This is a genomic window from Actinoplanes regularis (assembly GCF_900188005.1).
GTDB lineage: Bacteria > Actinomycetota > Actinomycetes > Mycobacteriales > Micromonosporaceae > Actinoplanes > Actinoplanes regularis.
Window position 1 is genome coordinate 496,140 of the sequence record NZ_FZNR01000003.1, and the last position, 22,592, is coordinate 518,731.

General features: G+C 68.2%; 13 protein-coding genes. 6 read left to right on the forward strand and 7 right to left on the reverse strand.

Features of this window, described 5'->3' with window-relative positions; genetic code table 11:
• Window positions 1-30 precede the first annotated feature (30 nt).
• Window positions 31-480, forward strand: coding sequence for a hypothetical protein (locus CHC09_RS11865; protein WP_143232291.1), 450 nt, complete (start codon window positions 31-33; stop codon window positions 478-480).
• Window positions 481-569: 89 nt separating this feature from the next.
• Here CHC09_RS11865 and CHC09_RS46230 read toward each other — a convergent pair whose 3' ends face one another.
• The 7 genes from CHC09_RS46230 to CHC09_RS48355 all read right to left on the reverse strand — a co-directional run bounded on the left by CHC09_RS46230 (window position 570) and on the right by CHC09_RS48355 (window position 7,098).
• On the reverse strand, window positions 570-731 hold the full coding sequence (locus CHC09_RS46230; protein ID WP_179277046.1) for a hypothetical protein: 162 nt from the start codon (window positions 729-731) through the stop codon (window positions 570-572).
• A 681-nt stretch (window positions 732-1,412) separates the two neighbouring features.
• Window positions 1,413-2,204, reverse strand: a complete 792-nt coding sequence (gene istB / locus CHC09_RS11870; protein WP_089293073.1) for an IS21-like element helper ATPase IstB — start codon at window positions 2,202-2,204, stop codon at window positions 1,413-1,415.
• Window positions 2,201-3,709, reverse strand: a complete 1,509-nt coding sequence (gene istA / locus CHC09_RS11875; protein WP_089293074.1) for an IS21 family transposase — start codon at window positions 3,707-3,709, stop codon at window positions 2,201-2,203. Before istA ends, istB begins: the two co-directional genes overlap by 4 nt.
• A 318-nt stretch (window positions 3,710-4,027) precedes the next feature.
• Window positions 4,028-4,867, reverse strand: coding sequence for a hypothetical protein (locus CHC09_RS11880; RefSeq protein ID WP_089293075.1), 840 nt, complete (start codon window positions 4,865-4,867; stop codon window positions 4,028-4,030).
• A 580-nt stretch (window positions 4,868-5,447) separates the two neighbouring features.
• Window positions 5,448-5,897, reverse strand: coding sequence for a single-stranded DNA-binding protein (locus CHC09_RS11885; RefSeq protein WP_089293076.1), 450 nt, complete (start codon window positions 5,895-5,897; stop codon window positions 5,448-5,450).
• Between the two features lie 94 nt (window positions 5,898-5,991).
• Complete coding sequence (locus CHC09_RS11890) at window positions 5,992-6,624, reverse strand: single-stranded DNA-binding protein (protein WP_089293077.1); 633 nt, start codon at window positions 6,622-6,624, stop codon at window positions 5,992-5,994.
• Between the two features lie 351 nt (window positions 6,625-6,975).
• Entirely contained in the window at window positions 6,976-7,098 is a 123-nt protein-coding gene (locus tag CHC09_RS48355; RefSeq protein WP_275407941.1) for a hypothetical protein, read from the reverse strand.
• Window positions 7,099-7,500: 402 nt separating this feature from the next.
• Between CHC09_RS48355 and CHC09_RS11900 the strand changes: the two genes are divergently transcribed.
• From CHC09_RS11900 to CHC09_RS11920, 5 genes are read left to right on the forward strand one after another with little or no spacing between them, the layout of a single operon-like run.
• Window positions 7,501-12,663: a DEAD/DEAH box helicase gene (locus tag CHC09_RS11900; RefSeq protein WP_089293078.1), complete on the forward strand. Its 5,163-nt coding sequence runs from the start codon at window positions 7,501-7,503 to the stop codon at window positions 12,661-12,663.
• Complete coding sequence (locus tag CHC09_RS11905; RefSeq protein ID WP_089293079.1) at window positions 12,660-15,533, forward strand: helicase-related protein; 2,874 nt, start codon at window positions 12,660-12,662, stop codon at window positions 15,531-15,533. The genes CHC09_RS11900 and CHC09_RS11905 overlap by 4 nt, the downstream gene beginning before the upstream one ends.
• Window positions 15,530-19,585 (forward strand): Eco57I restriction-modification methylase domain-containing protein, encoded by a 4,056-nt coding sequence (locus tag CHC09_RS11910; protein ID WP_089293080.1) that lies wholly within the window; start codon window positions 15,530-15,532, stop codon window positions 19,583-19,585. The genes CHC09_RS11905 and CHC09_RS11910 overlap by 4 nt, the downstream gene beginning before the upstream one ends.
• Complete coding sequence (locus CHC09_RS11915) at window positions 19,582-21,372, forward strand: AAA family ATPase (protein ID WP_089293081.1); 1,791 nt, start codon at window positions 19,582-19,584, stop codon at window positions 21,370-21,372. Before CHC09_RS11910 ends, CHC09_RS11915 begins: the two co-directional genes overlap by 4 nt.
• Window positions 21,369-22,559, forward strand: coding sequence for an McrC family protein (locus CHC09_RS11920; RefSeq protein ID WP_089293082.1), 1,191 nt, complete (start codon window positions 21,369-21,371; stop codon window positions 22,557-22,559). Before CHC09_RS11915 ends, CHC09_RS11920 begins: the two co-directional genes overlap by 4 nt.
• Window positions 22,560-22,592: the final 33 nt, after the last annotated feature.

Consider the following 22,592-nt stretch of genomic DNA (forward strand, 5'->3'; position numbering starts at 1 on the left):
GGCATGGCTAAGCGTGTTACTGGTGCGAAGGTGAATCGTTCGGCGGCGCGGAAGGCGGCGGAGGTTGCGGCGCTGCGCCGGGCGCGGCTGGCCGAGCATGAGGCGGCCGTGACCGAGGCGGTGGCGTTGTACTTCGACCGGTCGTCGCGGGCCGAACAGACGCGGGTGGAGGCACAGGTACGGGCGGACAAGATCCTGGCCGATGCGGATCGCGGCGCGCGGATTCTGCAGGGGCAGGCGGACGAGGCGGTGCTCCGGTTGAGGCGGCTGGGTGAGCCTGTCGCCGAGATCGCCGCGATGGTCGCTCAGCCGGTGGCAATGGTGCGGTCGGTGCTGACTGCGGCGGAGCGCCGATCGTCGGCTGCGACGCCGGTGACCTCGGCCGAAACTGTGCCCGAAACGGCCGACCGGTATCAGGTACCGGATGCCGCTGAGCAAACAGCGGGGGCTGCGGTTGTCGAACCGCAGCAGGCCGGGTGAGCCAGCGCAAGCCGTCACAGCGGCGGCGGGCGAAGAAACAGATGAAGGGCCGGACCCGATGGGGCCGGCCCTTCGCCGTGGCCGGTGATCTACCGCTGGCTGTAGCTGAGGACGATCGCGAGCTCAGCCATGTCGGCCGGGTTGGCCGGGTGGAAGTAGTCCTTCTCGCCGCAGCGGACGAACGGCGTGCGTCGGCCCGGCGCGATGACCTCGAACGTGCGTGGGGCGTGTTGAGTGGTGTGCTGCGACATCGGGTGCCTCCTGGCATGGGTTGATCCCGGGGTGCGGCGGTGACCCCCGGGTATCGGGGCCGGGTGCCGCGCTGACCGCCGGTGAGGGACCGGCCATGGCCCAGGCAGGCAAGAGAGCAAAGGCCTGCGGGATCGGGCAGCGAAGCGGTCCGGCCCGATGCCGTGGGCCGCTCTTGCCGGCCGCCGGTCTGGCCGGTCACCACTGGAGCGGGCCAGCGCGCACCGGCGCCCACACCCGGCTCCAGCCGTACCGGCTCCGCCTGCCCGAGGATCCCTGCGGCGCTGCTGGCTGACCTGATCCGCTCTTGCCCCGGCTGCGGTGCGGCTAGCGATGGTGACCCGTCACGCTCGTCAGTTTCGACACCACCGCGACGCAAGGTGTGGTGTCGTTGGGACCGGCGTGATCACGAGTGCTCGGCGTACGGTCGGAGGATCAGGTTGAAGCAGTCAGCTCCTCCGCCGCCGCATGCGTTCCGCAAGTCGGCATGACAGACGGGCCGTCGCTGGCCTGTCGGTTGCTCGGTGCCGATGGTAGATCGAACAGGCCCGCGGCGACGTGCCGCTCGCAGTGTCAATGGCCAATTAGTTCGCCCCGTAGGCGGCCAGTAGTTGTCCCCGCTGGCGGCCATGGTTTTCTCCCCGCTGGCGGCCAGTTAAGTTCCCCGCCGCGGGTGGTGCTGGTTAGTGCAGGGCTTTGACGCCTTGCCCTGCGGTGGCCTGGTTGAAGCGGTAGCTGTCACCCTGGGTCACGACGACGTGGGCGTGGTGCAGGAGCCGGTCGACGGTGGCGGTGGCCAGGGTCTTGGGCATGATTTCGTCGAAGCCTGACGGGTGCAGGTTCGAGCTGACCGCGAGGCTGCGCCGTTCGTAAGCAGCGTCGACGAGGCGGTAAAAGCCTTCGGCGGCGTCCGGCGAGACCGGCAGCAGCCCGATGTCGTCGATGATGATCAGGTCGGTGCGGATCAGCCTGCTCATCGCCCGGGTGACCGAGTCGTCGGGCCGGTGCCGGCGGACCATGACGCCGAGGTCCTCGATGGTGAACCAGGCAACGGTCATGCCGGCCTCGACCGCTGCCTGCCCGAGGGCTTCGCAGAAGTGGCTCTTGCCGGTGCCCGACGGCCCGCAGATCGACAGGTTCTCCTTGCGCTGCACCCACTCCAGGCTGCGCAACGCGTCCTGAGTCGGTCGCGGGATCGACGACGCCGCTTCGTCCCAGTCGCCGAAGGTCTTGCCGGACGGGAACGCGGCGCGTTTGCGGCGGGTCCGCAGATTTGCCTGGTCACGGCCGGCGGCTTCCTCGGCGAGCAGGACCCGGACGACTTCGGCGGGGTCCCAGCGTTGGGCTTTCGCGGTCGGGACCAGGTCGGCCATGGCCCGGCGCAGGTGCGGCAGTTTCAGCCTGCGGGTGAGCTCGATCGCTTCGGCCAGGGGGTCACCGGCGGCGCCGGTGACCCGCAGCGGAGTGATGGTCACTGCTGTTGTTCTCCTGTCGTGGTGCCGAATGTGGACCAGGCTGAGGTGCCTGGTTGCAGGCTGTGGGCCTCGCTGGCCCTGGTCGGGGCGGCGTCGTCGTCGCGCTGGTGGGCGAGCAGTCGGAGCAGGTCGTTGTCGGCGAACCGGCCCGCCATCGCCGCGGTGCCCAGGGCCCGGTCAACGTCGGCGGCGCCGTGGAGCTTCGCCAGGGCGACGGCTTCGGTCATCTTGCGGCGGACTCCGCGGGTTCCGGCCGCGGCGGCTTCGACCAGCCAGGCAGCGGCGCCCGGGCCCAGGGCCAGGAACGCGGCCTCGTCGGCGGTGCGGGCCCGCGGCACCCGCTCGGCCGTCTCCGACGTGCGGGTCCGCGGCGGGTAGTGCTCGTCGACGATCGACGGCCGGCCGGGCTGGGCCCGGTCGTGGCGGGCGACCTCGACGGGCCCGATGTCGGTGACGGCGGTGACGATCAGCTCGTCGCCGTGGAACCGGGCCCAGACCCGGGTGTCGACCAGCTCGTGCGGGACTGAGTAGCGCACGCCCTCGACGGAGATGGTGCAGTCCCAGTTCACCCGGCGGGTGGTGCCGAACGCGACCGTGAACGGCTGTGCCGGTAGCGGATGCAGCCGCTGCCGTTCCTCGAGCAGGGCCTCGGCCGGACGGCGGCGGGTGTCACGGTGGATCCGGTCGTTGACCTGCTCGGTGAAGTCGCGGCAGGCCGCCTCCAGCTCGGCGAACTTGCGATACTGATCGAGCAGGTTCGTGCTGGTCGGCACCAGATCCGCCTTCGCGATCTTCACGGTGTTCTCAGCGCCGCCCTTGGACTGCGGGTCCGCCGGCACGCAGGTCCGGATCGTCATCCCGTAATGCCGGGCGACCTGCACGATCTCCGGATTCCGCACCGCGATGTCCGCGACGTGATCGACCGTGATCGTCTTCTCGTTGTCGGTGAGGACATAGGCCGGCACCCCGCCGAGGCGCCGCAACGTGGCGTCCAGGCAGGCCACGATCGTCGGCAGCGTCTTGTCGAGCACCGGGATCACGACCCGGAACCGTGACCAGGGCAGCCACGCGCACCACAACGTGGTCCGCCGACCGCCGATCTGCGGCCCCTCGCCCCAGTCGAACTGCATCCACAGCCCCGGCTCCGGAATCCACGGCCGGAACACCCGCCGCTGACCGGCCTGCCAGGACTTCTTCACCGCGGCGACGGCCCGGCGGGTGGTGCGTTCCCCACCGGCGAAGCCCATCGCGGTGATCCGCCGGTGCACCACATCGGCGCGGATCCGACCCCCGGAGCGGGCCACCAGCTCCTCGATCTTGTCCATGAACTCGTCGATCGGCCGGGACCGCTGCGCACGCTCCTCCGGGCTACGGCCCTCGGCCCGCAACTTCACATAGCGGGCGACGGTGTGGTGATCACACCCGGCCAACTCGGCCGCCGCACGGTAACTACCCGTGAGGTCGTACGCCTCCAAGATTTCCACGATCTCCCTGCCGCTCTTCACGCCGCCGACCCTCGCCGACCGGCATCCGATGTTGATCAGCGGGGAGATATCTGGCCGTCCACGGGGAGAACCCTGGCCATCAGCGGGGCGGTAAAAGGCCGCGCAGAGGCGCTTGGAGTCGGTGATCGTCTCTCGGCAGCTAGCGTTCAGCACACGGGAGGCGCGGATCAGTTCCCGGGACGCAGCGATCGTTTCGGCCGCCTGATGGCGTAGGCCAGCCTGTATCTGACCATCCTCCCTCCGGGAGCCGGGGCGTGCGCAGCGGGCGTTTCAGCGACGGGTAGCCAGGGCCAGCAGATGGCCGGCCCCGGCCTCTTGTCAGCGGGTGGTGATCGCGACGCGCCCGTGGCAGGTCGGCGTGCTGCACGTCTGTGCCTGGACTGCTCCGCACACCGCACACGCCTGCTGCTCCGGTGGGGTGACACCGATGCGCATGCCGGTATCGTTCAGCACCTGCCGCAAGTAGTGCAGCAGCCGCTGCTGGGTGACCCCGTGCTCGGCCTCTGCCGGGCCGCTGAGAGTGAAGTCGATGTCCGGCAGGGCGCCGATGAGCACCGCCCAGAACGCCTCCCAGCCGGTCCGCACGAGCACGTCCAGATAGGCGGCGATCCGGGTGTGCCGGTCGGCCTCAGCGTGCGCGAGCGCGGCAGTGAGGTCCGCCAGTTCAGCGAGGGTCTGGAACCGGTGGGGGGCGGGCCGGATGGTCGGGTCATCCGGTCGGTGGGTCAGGTCGTCGTCGGGCGGGCCGATGCAGAGCTCGTCTCGGTCGCCGTATGCGGTGTAGCGGCTGTGGAAGGTGCCGGGACCGGCGAGAACCGCGTGGTCACGTTCGCCGGTCAGCGTGATGTGTTGCTCGCCGACCCGGATGACGGCGCCACCGCCGCCGGCACCATCGACATAGGCGTTGACGCCGCGGTCGCTGATCAGGGTGGCGAGCCGGTACAGGTCGATCCGGCGGGGGCGTCGCCCGTCGTCGTAGGCGGCGCGCAGGTCTTCAACCTCGATCGGGTCCAGTTGACCGGCCGGGTACAGCTCGGGCGCGATCGCGGCGGCGAGCGCCCACAGGTTGGCGTCGCTGCGCGGCACCACGTCGTCGGTGTCGTCGCTGGTGCCGCCGGCGGTGAGCCGCTGATAGACAGCGTAGGGGCGGGTGTTCATCGAACGGGTGTCTCCTTGCAGGCGAACAGGGATCGCGGAGAGCGCCGCTGCCCGGTTGCGGCGGGCTGAGGTTGGTTAGACCCACCACCACTGGCAGCCGTGGTGATGGCGGGTACGGAACGGGGCGTCGCAGTCGGAGCACGGCCGCGGCCAGTGGGGTGTCGGGCAGCCGTCGGTGTGCGCGAAGAACCAGCCTGTGCAGCAGGCCTTCGGAATGCGGACGGTGAATGCCGTTCGGTCGTGCTTTCGGGTCGGGTTCTTGCGGCGAGGTCGGGACACGGTGAGCTCCGGGCTGGACGGAATGGGTTAGGTGAGCTGAAACAGGCGAGTACCTGCTGGTCGTCGTGGTCGGCCGGGCCGATCCAGAGGCCGCCGGTCGACGTGTCGCGGCAGGTTCCCGGCGACCGGTAGGGCCAGGGGCGGCGACGGCCTGCCGCCACCCGGCGGCATAAAGGTTTTGGTGAGGCGGGCCCGGGCCGGGTCGGTACGTGAGGCCGGTGGTGGCGGGTATGGGCACTGCTGCTGTGCGGGGCGGGATGGGCCGGTCACCGTGTTGGTGACCGGCCCGGCCCGCAGACGGTCAGCGACGGTTGTGGACCAGCTCGCGGTCGGTGCTGGTCTCCGGGTAGGCGTCGGCGGCGTAGCGCTCGCCGTCGGCGGTGACGACGAGGTCGCCGCGTCGTTGCTGCTTGACCGGCCCGGCGTGCGCTTCGGCGTACCGCATCGACACGCTGACGTTGCGGGCCTGCATTTTCATCGCGGGCATGCCGGAGTCGTTGATGTAGGGCAGCAGCTGGCCTGCTTCGACGACGACCTGGTCGCCGCGGACGAGGTTGCGGACCCGGTCGCCGAGTTCGCCCCAGCAGAGGACGTCGAAGAACATCGGGCGGGCGTCCTGCCACTTGCCGGTCTGGTCGCGGTAGCGGTCCTTGTGCAGCATCGACATCTGGACGAACTCGCGGCCGTCGCGGGTGGAGGTGGTGGCCGGGGTGGAGGTGAGGCGGCCTTCGATGACGACGGTGAACAACATCAGGTACAGAGCTCCAAGAAGAAGGGGTGAGCGAACCGGAAGGGGGCCGGGGCGTGCCGGGCCACGGCGGTGGTGGCCCGGCCCGCGGGTTCGGTCACCCGGCCATAGCGGCGGCGGCCAGCTCGGCGTCGAGGTTGATGGGCTCGGCCGTCTCGTCGAGGTCCGAGGAACCGATCACTTCGGCGGGCTCACCCAGGTCGGCGTCGGCCGTTTCGGTGCTGGCCTGCCCCGCCGCCACGGCCTGCTGGACCCGGTCCGCTCCGGCGGCGGCCCGCGCTTCGGCGGCGGCTTCCGCGACGACCTCGGCGTACGCGTTGTCGTACGAGGTGGCGGTCGCCCACGGGTCGGCGTAGACGTCCTGGCGGGGCTTACGGTGCGACTCGGCGCCGTGGAACCGCATGCTCAGCGCGACGTTCGAGGCGGTGACCTGCAGTTCACCGACGGGCTTGCCGGTGCTCTGGTTGGTGTAGGCGAAGACCGAGAGGTCGTCGCGGCAGGTGACGATCACCGTGTCGCCCCGCGAGATGCTTTCGGCGATGTTCTCGGCGAGCGCCTCCCAGGCGGTGACGGTGAACCAGATCGTCGAGCCGTTGACCCACTCGCCGCGGGTGTTGCGGCGGCGGGTGTTGTGGCCGACCCGCATCCGGGCGAGGGTCTTGCCGGACGGGGTGATCCGAACTTCCGGGACGTCGGCGACGTTGCCCTCGAAGGTGAAGTCGAACTGCATGGCGGGTAGCTCCTTGCGGTGCGCCGGGGTGCGGCACCTCGCGGACCGGTGTGAGGCTGGTGGCCGGTGGTCCGGGGTGTCGCGCTGACGGACCGGTCGGAGCCCGCCCGGGGCCGGGGCCGCAAGCCGGCCGGGGGAGAAGAACTTGGCCGTCGAGCGCAGCGAGACGTTATGGGGTCAAGTTGTTCGGAGGAGGGGCTTAGCGGCTTCGGCCGGGGGTGGGCTGACCATCGGGTCCTTCAGAGCGGCGCCACGGCACCTGTCCGGTTCGTCTGGCCCACAGCCAGTGGTGTCGCACCCCAACACCGCCGATTACTGCCGCCGCAGCAGTTGAGGATCGTCGAGTGGGGGTCAGTGGCCACCCCGCAGAGCGAGCAGGCCGACGTCGCCGACGACCGCGACGGTCTCGCCGGGTCCGGCCTCGGGGGCAGCGGCCGCGAACCAGCCGGTGCGGAGCACGTCGGAGGCCGCCATCAGCGACCGGATCAGTTAGGGGTCCAGCCGGCCGGAGGTGGCGATCAGCGTGCCGTGGCGAGGGGAGTGCGGGCCAGCTCGGCTTGGGTGCCAATGGTGCCCATGAGGACGCGGTGCACGCAGTAGGCCTGATGGCTGGCCTTGCATATGTCCAGGTGTTGTCGGACCCTCGATCAGCCGCCGACGAAGTCGCCCACCTTCACGGTGCTAACGTCGGACGACCTCGCCCATGCCGCCGATGGCATCCCGACCTCCGGGCGGCCCGGCCGCCGCACGCCGTACGGGCGTGCCTGCCGGTGAGCCTCAACCGCAAACCCGTGCCCCGTACAGCCTGATCGGCATTGTAGGCTCGCCGTTGGCTCATCGCTACTCAAAGTGAATCGCCGGCGGGGGGACGTGCGTATGGATGCCTTCGAGGTGCACCGACGCCTGATCAGCGACTACCGCCAGTTCACCGAGGGCTTCGTCGATATCCAGGACTCGGGGATCAAGGCAGCTGTCGAGCGCGAGAGTGAACGCGGCGCGCAGTGGCCAGCGCCGTGGCTGTCGCTGAACCCGTCGTTCGAGTCGGGTGGCCGGATCGACGAACTTACCCGTACCGGTGTTCTTCACGACGAGTGTGGGCGGATCTTCCGGGAGAAAAAGAATCAAGAGGACGCTGGCACCGCGTCGATCATGTTGCACCGGCATCAGCGGGAAGCAATCGAAGTTGCCCGTTCGCGTCGTTCCTACGTTCTGACAACGGGTACCGGTTCGGGTAAGTCGCTGTCGTACATCGTGCCGATCGTGGACCGGGTGCTGCGCGAAGGCAGCGGTCGCGGTATCCGCGCGATCGTCGTTTATCCGATGAACGCGTTGGCGAACAGCCAGGTCGAGGAACTGCGCAAGTTCTTGAGTTTCGGGTATGGCGGGCAGCCGCCGGTGACGTTCGAGCGTTACACCGGTCAGGAGAACGCGACCGAGCACGCGCGCATCCTGGATGATCCGCCGGACATCCTGTTGACCAACTACGTCATGCTGGAACTGATCCTGACGCGTCCGGAGGAACGCGAACGCTTGGTCACCGCGGCTGCGGGGCTGCAGTTCCTGGTGCTGGACGAACTGCACACCTACCGCGGGCGGCAGGGCGCCGACGTGGCGTTGCTGGTGCGCCGGGTCCGGGACGCCTGCCAGGCGCATAAGACGCTGCAGTGCGTCGGAACGTCGGCGACCATGTCGAACGGCGGGACTGTCTCCGCGCAACGCGAGGACGTCGCTGACGTAGCGTCCCGGATTTTCGGGACGACGGTCGAGTCGCAAGACGTGATCGTCGAGACCCTGATCCGTACGACCACGGACCGGGACGCCGATCGGTCCGCTCTGGCGGCGGCTGTTCGGGCTCGCGGTGGTGCCGAGGATGACGACCCGGTTCTCAAAAGTGGCTATGACGCGTTGCGTGGTGACCCGCTGGCGTCATGGATCGAGGACGAGTTCGGGGTCGAGGAGCGCGAGGGCCGGTTGATCCGGCGGACCCCGACGACCGTTGACCAGGCAGCGAAGGTCCTGGCTGATCTCACAAAGCAGCTGGCAGATCGCTGCGGCACGGCAATCCGGGCGACGCTGCTGGCCGGGTCGCGAGCGAAGCATCCGGACACGGGCCGTCCGCTGTTCGCGTTCCGGTTGCATCAGTTCCTGTCCAAGGGCGGGTCGGTTTACGTCACCGCGCAGTCGCCGCGGACGCGGGCGGTGGAGACCGACTATCAGGTGGTGTTGCCGGGCGCGCCGGAGCGGCGGCTGTTCCCGGTCGCGTTCTGCCGCGAGTGCGGGCAGGACTACCTACTGGCGCAGCGGTTCAACAAAGACGGTGGGACACAGTTCAAGGCCCGTCACGGGCTGAAACCAGTCAACGACGGTCAGGGGTACCTGTTCATCTCCGATGACCGGGAGTGGCCCACCGATCCGATCGCGGACGGACGGTTGCCGAGTTCATGGCTGCAGCCTTCCGCTGCGGGGCATCCGGTGATCCCGGCACGCCGCAAGGACGTACCTGTGCGCTATCGGATCGGGGTGGACGGGTCAGCCGAACCGTCGATTACGATCGGTGATCCTGCTGACCCGCGGGCTGTCGCAGCGTGGATTCCGGGAACATTCCGGTTCTGTCTGCGGTGCGGGGTGTCGTACGAGCAGATCCGCAGCAGTGAGTACGCCAAACTGGTCACGCTGACCACGGAGGGCCGCAGCAGCGCGATGACGGTGGTCGCGGCCAGTATCGTGCGCGCTCTGCGGGCGGTCCCGACCGGTGATCTGCGCCGGGATGCCCGTAAATTGCTCACGTTCGTCGACAACCGGCAGGACGCCAGTCTGCAAGCCGGCCACTTCAACGACTTCGCCCTGGTCGTCCAGTTGCGGGCGGCGATGCACCAGGCCGCAGTAGACGCCGAACAAGCCGGCGACGGCGGCCTAGACCCCCTTGATCTCAGTGCAGTGGTCACCCTGAACTTGGGGTTGGAGCGTCGGGACTACGACGCCGCGCCGGATGCGTTCGATGACCGGCGGGCCAAGCGGGCGCTGCGCGGTGTAGTCGAGTACCGGGCGTTGCGGGATCTGCAGCGGGGATGGCGGCTCACCCTGCCGAACCTGGAGCAGTGCGGTCTGGTGGTCATCGACTACCCGACGCTGGAGCCGCTGGCTCGCCACGATGCGTCGTGGGCGGACAAGCATCAGGCGCTGGTCGATGCCGAGCCGGAACAGCGCGTGGAGATCATGCGAGTCCTGCTGGACGAGCTACGGCGGGTGCTGGCGATCGATGCGGAAGCGTTGTCCGCTGATTTCGTCGACCGGCTGCGGCGTGAGAGCCGGGACCACCTCACCGGCTTGTGGGCTTTGCCCGAGACCGAACCGGACCCGCTGATCGGCACCGCGTTCACCGGCACGGGCCGGATGGGTGGGGCACGTAACGCCCTCTACCTGTCTGGTCATGGCACGTTCGGCCGGTGGCTGCGCCGGCCGGAACGGTTCGGACGGCCGCTGAGCACCGCGGACGCCGACCAGATCATCATCGCGTTGTTCGACGTGCTGCACCAGCAGGGTGTCGTGGCACGAGTGGTGGAGGCTGGGCAGACCGGGTTCCGGTTGAAGTCCTCGGCGATGCTGCTGCGGCCCGGTACTGGTGAGTCGGGGGCACCGGACCCGTTGCGGCGGCGGTTCGTGGCCGATCAACGGCCGCGCGTGGTCGGCTTCTTCCGGGACCTGTATCGCGACACCGGTCACGAGTTGGCGGGCCTGCACGCCGCTGAGCACACCGCGCAGGTGCGTCAGGAGGACCGTCAGGAACGCGAACGCCTGTTCCGCGGTACCCGAGACGAAGACGTGCGGCTGCCGTTGCTGTTCTGCTCCCCGACGATGGAACTCGGCGTCGACATCTCGTCGCTGAACGCGGTCGGTATGCGCAACGTGCCGCCGACCCCGGCGAACTACGCACAGCGCAGCGGACGGGCCGGACGGTCGGGGGAACCGGCGCTGGTCGTCACGTACTGCGCGAACGGCAATAGTCACGACACCTACTACTTCGAGCGGTCCCAGTTGATGGTCGCTGGCCGGGTGCAGCCGCCGCGGCTGGACCTGGCCAACGAGGACCTGATCCGGTCGCATGTGCAGGCGGTGTGGCTGGCCGAGACGAAGGCGTCGCTGGGCCGGTCGATGGCCGACATCCTCGCGTTGGACGTCGCGGGATACCCCCTTGCTGCGGACCTCGCCTCGACGCTGCGTAACCCGGATGCCGTCGCCCGGGCGACAACGATCGCCGCGAGCCTGCTCGCTCCGCTGGAGCCGGTCCTCGACGAGACGGTGTGGTGGAGCAGCGACTGGGTGCCGCAGGTCGTCGCGGACGCGGTCGCGTCATTCGACCGGGCATGCGGGCGGTGGCGGGACCTGTACGCGACCGCGGACGCGGAACGGCAGGCGGCCGTGGACCTCGCCGCTGACGTGACCGCCCGCAAACAGGACCGCGACGACGCGGACCAGCGGTATCGGGAGGCACGCCAGCGCATCGACCTGCTGCTGAACCAGAGCGATGAGAAGGGCCAGTCGGACTTCTACACCTACCGTTACCTGGCATCCGAGGGGTTCCTGCCCGGCTATTCGTTCCCGCGGCTTCCGCTGGCTGCCTACGTTCCTGGCTACCGCGGGCGCGGAAACTCGTGGTTGCAGCGTCCACGGTTCCTGGCGATCCGGGAGTTCGGTCCGGGAGCGCTGATTTATCACGAAGGCGCCCGCTACCAGGTGCACCGGATCAGCCTGCCCCGCGGTGGCGAGGGCGAGACCAGCGGCCAGGTGGTGCGCACGGAAGCGCGGATCTGCGCGTCGTGCGGCTATCACCATCCGCGCCGGCCGGGGCTGGACATGTGTGAAGGATGCGGTGCCCGCCTGCCCGACGCGTGGAAGAACCTGCTGCACATGCAGTCGGTCATCACGCGCCGCCGGGAGCGGATCAGTTCCGACGAGGAGGAACGTAACCGGGTCGGGTTCGAGTTGCGGACCACCTACCGGTTCGTGCCGCGCGGTGGCCGTCCGGGACGCCTCGACGCGCAGGTGATCGATCCGGACGGTAACCCGGTCGCGTCGCTGTCCTACGGCGACGCCGCCGAGGTCCGGGTCACCAACCTCGGTCGGCTGGCCCGCCGTGACAAGAACATCCACGGTTTCTGGCTGGATCTGGTCAAGGGACGCTGGCTCAACGACAAGGAAGCCAACGCGGTCAGCGATCCGGACGAGGACGACCTCGAAGACGGTTTCAAGGACGTCAAGCGCAAGGACCGGATTACCCCGTATGTGCAGGACCGGCGCAACATCGTGGTTTTGCAGTGGGCCGATGAGGTCACCGGTGAGCAGGCCACCACGTTGCAGTACGCCTTGGAACGCGGTATCGAGGCGGTCTTCCAACTGGAAGACGCCGAGTTGGCCAGCGAACTGCTGCCGGACGCCGAGTCCCGTGGCCGGGTGCTGCTTCAGGAAGCGGCCGAAGGCGGCGCAGGTGTGCTGCGCCGGCTGCAGGCCGAGATCGACGCGGTCGCCCGGGTCGCCGACGAAGCGCTGCGGATCATCCACGTCGATCCTGAGACCGGCGAGGACAAAGCTGACGCGTGCGTGCGCGGCTGCTACCGCTGCCTGTTGTCGTACGGTAACCAGACGGTGCATGAACTGATCGACCGCAGGCAGGTCGTGGACCGGCTGATGACGCTCGCGGCTAGCACCACCTACGTCCCGCACGACGATGCCGGTTCGGCAGCGTCTACGGCTCAGCCGGAACCGGCGGGGCCGGTGGCCGCGCTGCTGAAGGTGATCGCGGAGCAGGGCTTGCGCCAACCGACCCAGATCTGCACGACGATCGACGGCGTTCCGGTGGACCTGGTCTACCTGGACGGGCCGCTGCGGTCGGCGGTTCTCATGGACTACGTGCCGGGAAGCTCGCCGGACACCAGTCCGCTGTTGTTCGACGGATGGAACATCATCCGAATCTCCCCTGGAGAGGACCTGCACGCGGTGGTGGCGGCGCACCCCGGCGTGTTCGGTGAGGAGACCCGATGACGATGACAGTCGGTTCGCTCGTGCGCGCCCGGGGCCGGGAATGGGTCGTGCTGCCCGGCAGCGACGACGAGTTCCTGGTCCTTCGGCCTCTCGGCGGCGGCGACGACGACATCGCCGGTGTCTTCACCAGCGAGGGCGTCGAACCGGCCCAGTTCGCACCGCCACGCGCTGACGACCTCGGCGACGACCGCAGCGCGCGGCTGCTGCGCGACGCTCTGCGGATCGGGTTCAGGTCCAGCGGCGGACCGTTTCGCAGCCTCGCTGGACTCGCCGTCGATCCCCGCCCCTACCAACTCGTTCCGCTGCTGCTGGCGCTGCGTCAGGACCCGGTCCGGCTGCTCATCGCCGACGATGTCGGCGTCGGCAAGACCGTGGAAGCCGGGCTCATCGCTGCGGAACTGCTTGCCCAGGGCAGCATCGACCGGCTCGCCGTGCTCTGCCCGCCGAGTCTGGCCGAGCAGTGGCGCGACGAAATGGACGCCAAGTTCGGCCTGAAAGCCGAACTGGTCCTGCCCAGCACCGTTCGGCGTCTCGAACGCGGCCTGCGGTACGGCCAGTCGGTGTTCGAACGGCACCCGATCACCATCGTGTCCACGGACTTCATCAAGGCCGACAACCGGCGTGACGACTTCCTGCGCGCCGCACCTGAACTCGTCATCGTCGATGAAGCCCACGCCAGTGTCTGCGACGACACCACCACCGGCAAGGGCCGCACCCAGCGATACCGGCTGGTCAAGGACCTCGCCGCCACGACCGGCCGGCATCTGATCCTAGTCACCGCCACCCCGCACAGCGGTAACGACGGCGCGTTCCGCAATCTGATCGGCCTGCTCAACCCCGCCCTGCACGGCATCAACCTGGCCACCGACCACGGCCGGCGGCTGCTGGCCACGCACATGGTGCAGCGCCGCCGCGGTGACATCCGTAGTTGGCTCGCCGAGACGAAATTCCCCAAGGACCGCAGGACCGGTGAGGACACCTACCTGCTGTCCCCGGCCTACCGTGCCCTGTTCGACGATGTCCTGGCCTACGCCCGTGGACAGATCACCGATGTCTCCGGCAGCCGGCTGCAGCAACGGGTCCGCTGGTGGTCCGTGCTGTCGCTGCTGCGTGCCCTGGCGTCGTCGCCGGCCGCCGCGGCGGCGACCTTGGCGACCCGCGCCGCCGCGGCCGGGGCCGACACCGCCGAACACGCCGACCGGGTCAGTGCACCGATCATCTTCGAACTCACCGACGACGAGTCCCTCGACGACGATGATGCCGTCCCCGGCGCGCTGTACGACGACGAAGCCGCACCCGTCAGCACCGATCAGGCGATGCTGCGGGACTTCCGGGACCGGGCCGCTGCCATCGCCACCGAGACCGATCCCGCAGCACGTGCCGCGTTGGACACCAAGTTGGCGCTGGTAACCGAAACCGTCGCCGGCCTGTTGAAGGACCGCGCGCAGCCCGGCGGCTACCACCCGATCGTGTTCTGCCGGTTCGTCGCGACCGCTGACTATGTCGCCGCGCACCTGCGCGACGTGTTCAAGAAGGCCGTCGTCGAAGTCGTCACCGGTGACCTCCCGCCGGAGGAACGCGCCGCACGGGTCCGGGCCTTGGCCGTGACCGCGGGTACCAAGCAGAAGATCCTGGTCGCCACCGACTGCCTGTCCGAGGGTGTCAACCTGCAAGACGACTTCCAGGCGGTCGTGCACTACGACCTGGCATGGAACCCGACCCGGCACGAGCAACGGGAAGGACGCGTCGACCGGTTCGGCCAGCCCGCCCCGATCGTGCGCGCGGTGACGCTCTACGGAGCCGACAACGGCATCGACAGCATCATCATGGACGTCCTCATCCGCAAGCACGAGGCGATCCGCCGCGACCTCGGCATCAGCGTGCCGGTGCCCGCCAACACCGACAAGGTCCTCACCGCGCTCATGGAGAATGTGCTGCGGCGCGGCGACCGGTTCGTGCAGGAAACTCTCGACTTCGACCTGCCCAACGAAGCCAAGCAACTGGAGATCGAATGGCAGAGCAGCGCCGAGGAGGAGAAGCGTAGCCGTAGCCGCTACGCCCACCACTCGATCGCCCCGGACGAGGTTCAACGCGAGGTTGACGCGTCGAGGCTGGCGTTGGGCAGCCCCGATGACGTCACCGGGTTCGTCCGCACCGCCCTGCACGAGAACGGCGGCACCGTCACCCCGGCACCGTACGGCTTCGCGGTCGAGACCGGCGGCCTGCCCGTCGGGCTCCAAGACGCCCTCGGAAATCCGCCGCCGGTGTTGTCGTTCCACACCGATCTGCCCGCCCCGCGCACCGCCGGCGTGCTGGTGCGCACCGACCCCAAGGTCGCCGCGATCGCCCGCTACGTGCTGGACGCGGCACTCGACGATGTCCTCGACGAGCGGCAACGTCCCGCCCGCCGCTGCGGAGTCGTGGTCACCAACGCCGTCACCACCATGACCGTCGCCCTGCTCACCCGATTCCGTGTGCACCTGACCCTGCCCGGACGAGACGGGCCCCGCCCGCAGGTCGCGGAGGAAGCCCGGGTGCTGGCCTTCACCGGCAAACCGTCCGAGCCGACCTGGCTCACCCCGGCCGCCGTTGAGGATCTGCTCGCCGCGCAACCGGACGCGAACATGCCTCATGACATCGCCCGCAACACCATGGGTCAGGTCCTGGAGGTCCTGCCCACCGTCGTCCCGCACCTCGACCAGTACGCCCACGACCTGGCCGAATCCTTGCGTGAGGCCCACGTCCGCGTCCGTACCACCGCCCGCGGTGACCGCGCCGGTGCCCTAAGCATCCGCGGTCTCACCGTCGAACCGCAACTGCCCGTCGACGTCCTCGGCGTCTACGTCTACCTGCCCGGAGCCGCCCGATGAGCGCACCCGGCCTGCAAGCAGTCCACGCCGTCGGCGGTGTCGTCCCACCCGGGCTGCTCGCACGCATTCAAGCCGGTGAACTCACCGACAAGACCGGCCTGGACCCGAAGACCTACCACCTTCCCGGCCGTGAAACCGTCCGCGACGCCGCCAGCCGTGCCTGGAGCTACCTGCGCGGCGCGTGGAGCGCCTGGCGCGACTACGTCGACACCCAGCCGCCCGGTAGCCCCGGCACCGGGCCGGCCCGCGAGCGATGGCTGCTGGTCCTGCTCCGCGAACTCGGCTACGGGCAACTCCCGCCGCTGCCGTCCGGGATCACCGTGACAGATCGGAACTACCCGGTCTCCCACGCCTGGCAACACGTACCCGTCCACCTGCTCGGCCCCGGCGTCGACCTCGACAAACGCAACCCGCACGTCACGGGAGCGACCCGCGCCCCGCAAGCGATGGTGCAGGAACTGCTCAACCGCTCCGACCAGCACCTGTGGGCGATCCTGTCCAACGGGTCACGACTTCGGCTGCTACGAGACTCCACCGCCCTCGCTGGGTCCGCCTACCTGGAATTCGACCTCGACACGATCTTCGCCGGCGAGCTATACCCCGAGTTCCTGCTGCTCTGGCAACTCTGTCACGTCTCCCGGCTGGAGAAACGCGGCGGCCCCGACACGTCACCCGCCGACTGCTGGCTGGAGACATGGCGCACCGAAGCCGTCGACGCCGGCGCTCGCGCCCTCGACCGGCTCCGTGACGGCGTGGAAGCCGCACTGGTCCACCTCGGCACCGGCTTCCTGCGCCACCCGTCCAACACCGAACTCACCCACGCGCTGCGCGACGGCACCCTCACCACCGAGCACTACCACCGTGGCCTGCTGCGCCTGGCATACCGGCTGCTGTTCGTGTTCGTCACCGAGGACCGCGACCTTCTCCTGCGCCCTCTGCCCGCATCCGACTCACCGGACTTCGCCACTGTGGCCGCCGGACGGGACCGCTACACCCGCTACTTCTCCACCGGCCGGCTACGCCGCCTGTCCGGGATTCGCGCGGGCAGCCCACACACCGACCTGTGGCAGGCGCAACGGCTGGTGTTCCAAGCCCTCGGCGACCACGGCCATGACGGTCTCGCCCTGCCCGCGCTCGCCGGCCTGTTCGACCCCGACCCCCGCCAGAAACACGGCGAAAGCAACGGCCGCGACCTGCTTCTCGGCTGCCACCTCGCCAACGAAGACTTCCTGGCTGCCGTCCGCGCGCTGGCCTGGGTCGAACTTCCCGGCCAGCGTGTCCAGCCCGTCGACTACCGCAACCTCGGCGCGGAAGAACTCGGCAGCGTCTACGAGTCCCTGCTCGAACTCGTGCCCCAGGTCGACCTGCCCGCACGCGTCTTCCGCCTGCAACGGCTCGCCGGCAACGAACGCAAGACCACCGGCTCCTACTACACGCCTCCATCGCTGGTATCCGCGCTGCTCGACTCGGCGCTCGACCCAGTTCTGGACGAAGCCGTCTTCGGTGCCGCCGACGTTACGGACGGCGAGAAACGGCTGCTCGCTGTGACCGTCTGCGACCCCTCCTGTGGGTCCGGGCACTTCCTCGTCGCCGCGGCCCGCCGTATCGCCCGCCGGCTCGCGCAACTGCGCAGCGGCGAGGACGAACCCACCCCGAAGCAGGTCCGGCACGCGCTACGCGACGTTGTCGGCACCTGCGTGTACGGCGTGGACATCAACGACCTCGCCGCCGAACTCGCCAAGGTCTCGCTCTGGATGGAAGCCCTCGAACCCGGCAAACCCCTGGGGTTCCTCGACGCGCGCATCCGGGTCGGCAACTCGCTGCTAGGCGTCACCCCGCCCTTGCTGGACCGGGGTGTCCCCAGCGCTGCGTTCGAACATCTCGAAGGCGACGACAAGAAGTACGCCGCGGCCATGCGCAAACGCAACAAGGAAACCGCCACCGGCCAGGGGATGTTGCTGGGGCTGAGCGGCGGGTCCATCCGTGACGTCTTCGTCGACGCCCGGCGGGAAGCGATCGCCGTGCAAGACGACGTCGATAAGGTCCGCGACCAGCAACGTCATTGGCTGGCCTTCGAGTCGTCACCCACCTACCTCGGGCAAAAACTGCACGCCGATGCCTGGTGCGCCGCGTTCGTCTGGCCGCTGCGGGTAGACACCGCCGAACCCCCGGTCGATGCCGTCGTCACCACCCTCAGAGACGACCCCCACACCCCGGTTCTCGAAGCCACCGTCCGGCAGGTTCGGGCGCTCACCGACGAGTACGTCTTCTTCCACTGGCACCTGGAGTTCCCAGAGATCTTCGACGAACAGGGGAACGGCGGCTTCCGCTGCGTTCTCGGTAACCCGCCCTGGGAACGCGTCAAACTGCAGGAGAAGGAGTTCTTCGCCGGCCGCGACGACACCATCGCGAAAGCCTCCAACGCCGCCGCCCGCAAGAAGCGCATCGCCGCCCTTGCATCCAGTGACAGCCGCTTCGACCAAGACCTGCTACGGGACTGGCAGAAAGCCCTGCGGCGCTCATCAGGGATCAGCCACTTCATCCGTGAGAGTGGCCGCTACCCGCTCACCGCGACCGGTGATATCAACACCTACGCGGTCTTCGCTGAGACCGCCCGGCTGATCCTGCACCCGCGCGGCAAACTCGGCATCATCGTGCCGACCGGCGTCGCCACCGACTCCACTACTCAGCACTTCTTCAAGGACATGGTCCTCACCAAGACCCTCGTCTCGCTGTTCGACTTCGAGAACGAGGAAAAGATCTTCCCCGGCGTCGACCACCGCGTCCGGTTTTCGCTGCTGACCACGACCGGAACATCCGAGCCGACCGGAGAGGTACGCCTGGCGTTCCGGTTGCGTCAGGCCCACCAGATCGCTACGCATGCTTATGGGTTAACGCCCGAAGAGATCACCCTGATGAACCCGAACACCGGCACTTGCCCGGTATTCGTCTCCCGCCGGGATGCGGAGATCACCCTAGGCATCTACCGACGTGTGCCTGTCCTCTGGGGCCCGGAAGGCAATCCCTGGGGTCTGACGTTCATGGCCATGTTTCACATGGCGAACGACTCGGGCATCTTCCGCACCGCCGAGGAACTGGAAGCCGATGGCTGGACTTTGGACGGGAACACCTATCGACCGCCAGATTCCAACGAAACCACCCGAATGCTGCCGCTCTATGAAGCGAAGATGGCACACCACTACGACCACCGCTTCAGCACTTACCACGGCGCGACCCAAGAACAACTCAACGTCGGTGCCCTGCCGCGCCTTGACGACGACGCCCATGCCGACCCGGCACACCTGCCTCTTCCCCGGTACTGGGTGGAGGCGGAGCAGGTGGACGAACGACTAGACGGCGACGCAGGTCGCGGTCGCACGCCTTGGGGGCGTTCATGGCTGCTCGGCTGGCGTGACATCTGTCGCAGCACCGATGCGCGGACGCTCATTGTGTCGGTCCTCCCGCGCACGGCGGTCGGGGACAAGTTTCTTTTAGCGTTCCCGTCGCTCCTGCCGGGGCCGTACCAGGCAAATCTTAGTTCGATCGTCGTTGACTACGTAACTCGCCAAAAATATTCCGGCACTTCACTCAAGTATTACGTAATGCGACAGATAGCCATGCTTGCGCCAGTCGTCTATGAAGCGGATGCCCCATGGGATGAGAACTGCAATCTGGGCGACTGGATAACCTCCCGGGTGCTGGAACTGAACTACACGTCGTACGACTTGCAGGGGTACGCGCGGGAACTCGGCGACGTATCCTCACCTTTCCGGTGGGAGCCGCATCGACGAGAGGTGATGCGCGCCGAACTTGACGCTGGCTACTTCCACCTGTACGGGCTCGGCCGTGAGGAGGTGGACTACGTCATGGACACCTTCCGGATCGTGGCCGAACGCGAGTTCAAGGCGTACGGCGAGTTCCGCACCAAACGGCTGATCCTGGAGATCTACGATGCGATGCGGAAGGCCATCGATGCAGGGGTCGCCTTCCAGACGGTGTTGGATCCGCCGCCCGGTCACGGTCCCCGCCATCCGGAGCAGGTGGAGGCATGACGGTGGAGTACACGGCTCCGTTGGACCGGACCTGGGCACGACTGCGTGCCGCGCTGGAAATCCTCGCCGAATCGAGCAGCCCGCTGACTGCAGGCCAGGTCTGGCCGATGGTCGTGGAGCGCTTCCCGCTCAACGACTACGAGCAGGAGGTCACCACCGGCAAACAGAACCGGGGTCGCAAATACTGGCAGTGGCAGTCGCTACTGGTCAGCCGTGCCGGGTGGCTCGACAAGACCCGCTCCGAATGGCGGATTACGGATGCCGGCCGGGCAGCCCTCGCCACGTACGACGACCTGGTGGCGATGCGTGAGGAGGCCACCCGTCTCTACAAGGAGTGGGAGGCGACACGCGCTGACAGCGGTCGCCGCGCATGGCTGGTCCGCCCCGACAGCGGCGGGGCAGGTTTGGTGCAGCGCTGGCGCGACGAAGGGTTCGTATCGCTGGCGGGCACTCACCTCGGCGAGATCGAGAGCGGAGCCGACCTTACGACGGTGAAAGCCGCGATCGATTCCGGCTACCAGCATCTCGACTACGCACAGAAGCGTGCACTCGCTGACGCCTACCACGCGTTCGTATCCCGCATGGGCAACGACGACATTGTGCTGACAGTAGTCGGCGACGCGATCTCCGTGGGCGTGCTCACCGGTGACCTGGTCTTTGATCCGAGCGCCGACGCCGCCCGGCTTCGGCGGGCGGCCGAGTGGCTCGACACCGCGCCGCGGCCGGTCGATGAGCTACCGGCACCGCTGCCTGCTCTGCTGGATCAGCAGGGCACCGTCGTGGATCTCACCGGCGCGCTGGAGGTGCTCGCCGAGATGATCGGGCAGGCCACGACAACCGATGCGTATCTGGAACCGTCCACACCTGTGCACACCACCACCGTGGTGCCCCGGCTGCCGGCCGCGTCGCCGGAGTTGTCCGCGAAACTGCACATGGACGAGCCGTGGCTGCAAGAACTGATCGACGTGCTCCAGGAACGGCATCAGGTCGTCCTCTACGGGCCTCCGGGAACGGGTAAGACGTTTGTGGCGCAGGCGATCGCGCGGCATATCGCCGACCGGGATGCTGTCCGGCTCGTGCAGTTCCACTCCTCCTACACCTACGAGGACTTTTTCGAAGGGTTCCGGCCGGTCGCCAACGGCGGCTTCGAACTCAAGGACGGCCCGCTTCGCGAGTTGTCGTCCGCGGCCAGCCTGGCACCCGAACGGCCGTTCGTGCTGATCGTGGACGAGATGAACCGCGGCAACCTGCCGAAGATCTTCGGCGAGTTGTACTTCCTGCTCGAATACCGCGACGCGTCGATCCGGCTGCAGTACTCGCCAACCTCAGCGTTCAACCTTCCTCGCAACCTGTTCGTGATCGGCACCATGAACACCGCCGACCGCTCGATCGCAGCCCTGGACGCGGCGATCCGTCGGCGCTTCGCCTTCGTGGAATTACACCCCGACGAGCCGCCCGTCCGGGACGTGCTCGCCAACTGGCTGGCAGCCAACCACAAGGACACCGACGAACGCGCTGCCCTGCTGGCGGCGCTCAACGAGGCGATCGGTGAAGAGGACCGCGACTTCAAGATCGGTCCGTCGTACCTGATGAAACCGCACGTGGAGGCACCGGGCGGCATCGAAAGGGTGTGGCGACACGACCTGCTGCCGCTGCTGGAGGACCACTATTACGGCAGGTTGCACCGCGATCAGGTACACGCCCGGTTCGGCCTCCCCGCCCTGCGCCAAAGGTTGGCGAACTCCACCGCGGAGCCTGCGCCGGCTGAGGAGCCCGCAGAGCAGTGACCGGTCCCATCGTTCTCGCCGAACTCAGCCGCACCGGCGTGACTGCACGGCTGAGCGATGACACTGCAGCAGCACTGGCGACCACCAAACTCGTCGAAGTCCGTACCGAAGGCGCGGGCCAGTGGCGGCTGCTACCAAACGGCCGGGTCGGTGCCGTCCGGATCGACGGCCTCGACGTCCAAGTTCGCCCGAAAGTCGGCATCAGCCGACTGCTGTTCCTGCTCGGCTACGCGTCTGACCCCGGTTTCCGTCCGGAGGACGTGCAAGGCAAGGCCGAGCCGGACCTGTGGCCCGCGTTGGCCGAGTCACTGGCCCGGCAGGCGGAACGGGCTCTCGCCCGCGGTGTCCGGCAGGGATACCTCACCGTCGACGACTCGCTCGCCGTGCTCCGTGGCCGCATCCGGGTTGCCGACCAAATTGCCCGGCGGCCCGGCATGATGCTGCCGCTTGAGGTGCGCTACGACGACTATTCCACCGACATCCCAGAGAACCAGATCCTGCGCACCGCGCTGCGCCGGATGGCGGCGGTGCCCCGACTCCGCCCCGATCTACGAGCCCGTCTGGTACATCTCGACACACGCCTGATGGGGGTCACCGTCCTACGCCATGGCGCTCCGACACCACCATGGCGGCCGACGCGTGTCAATGCTGGTTATGCACCGGCGGTGCGTCTCGCTGAGATCGTGCTGCGTAACCAGTCCGCCGAACCCGGGCCGGGAGGCGTCACGATTGCCGCGTTTGTGGTGAACATGGCGAAGGTGTTCGAGGACTTCCTGCTTACCGCGATGCGGGAGGCCCTCGCCTCCTATCCAGGGGATACTCGCGGCCAGTACCCAGTGCTCCTGGACCACGAGCGGTCAGTTTCGATGCACCCGGACATCGTGCACCTCATTAACAACCAGCCCGTCGCGGTCTTCGACGCCAAGTACAAACGTGAAGACCCCACAGCGGGTTATCCGAACGCCGACCTCTACCAGATGCTCGCCTACTGCACCGCGCTCCGCCTCAACCGCGGCTGGCTCATCTACGCTCATGGCACAAACGGTGACCGACATCGAGTCCGGCACACCAGCATCGAACTGGTCCCGCACGCGCTTAACCTAGCCGCCGCCCCGGCGATGATCCTCAAACAGGTCGACGACTTGGCGCGGATGGCGCTGGCACCAGTGGAGGCTGCAACGCTGTAAAGCTAGGCTTGGCTCGAAGCTCCTGCCCAGCGG

Coding starts and splice junctions, on each gene's coding strand:
- CHC09_RS11915 (WP_089293081.1), top strand. CDS start 19,582: ATGACGGTGGAGTACACGGCTCCGTTGGACCGGACCTGGGCACGACTG.
- CHC09_RS11910 (WP_089293080.1), top strand. CDS start 15,530: ATGAGCGCACCCGGCCTGCAAGCAGTCCACGCCGTCGGCGGTGTCGTC.
- CHC09_RS11880 (WP_089293075.1), bottom strand. CDS start 4,867: ATGAACACCCGCCCCTACGCTGTCTATCAGCGGCTCACCGCCGGCGGC.
- CHC09_RS46230 (WP_179277046.1), bottom strand. CDS start 731: ATGTCGCAGCACACCACTCAACACGCCCCACGCACGTTCGAGGTCATC.
- CHC09_RS11905 (WP_089293079.1), top strand. CDS start 12,660: ATGACGATGACAGTCGGTTCGCTCGTGCGCGCCCGGGGCCGGGAATGG.
- CHC09_RS48355 (WP_275407941.1), bottom strand. CDS start 7,098: ATGGCGGCCTCCGACGTGCTCCGCACCGGCTGGTTCGCGGCCGCTGCC.
- CHC09_RS11890 (WP_089293077.1), bottom strand. CDS start 6,624: ATGCAGTTCGACTTCACCTTCGAGGGCAACGTCGCCGACGTCCCGGAA.
- CHC09_RS11900 (WP_089293078.1), top strand. CDS start 7,501: ATGGATGCCTTCGAGGTGCACCGACGCCTGATCAGCGACTACCGCCAG.
- CHC09_RS11885 (WP_089293076.1), bottom strand. CDS start 5,897: ATGTTGTTCACCGTCGTCATCGAAGGCCGCCTCACCTCCACCCCGGCC.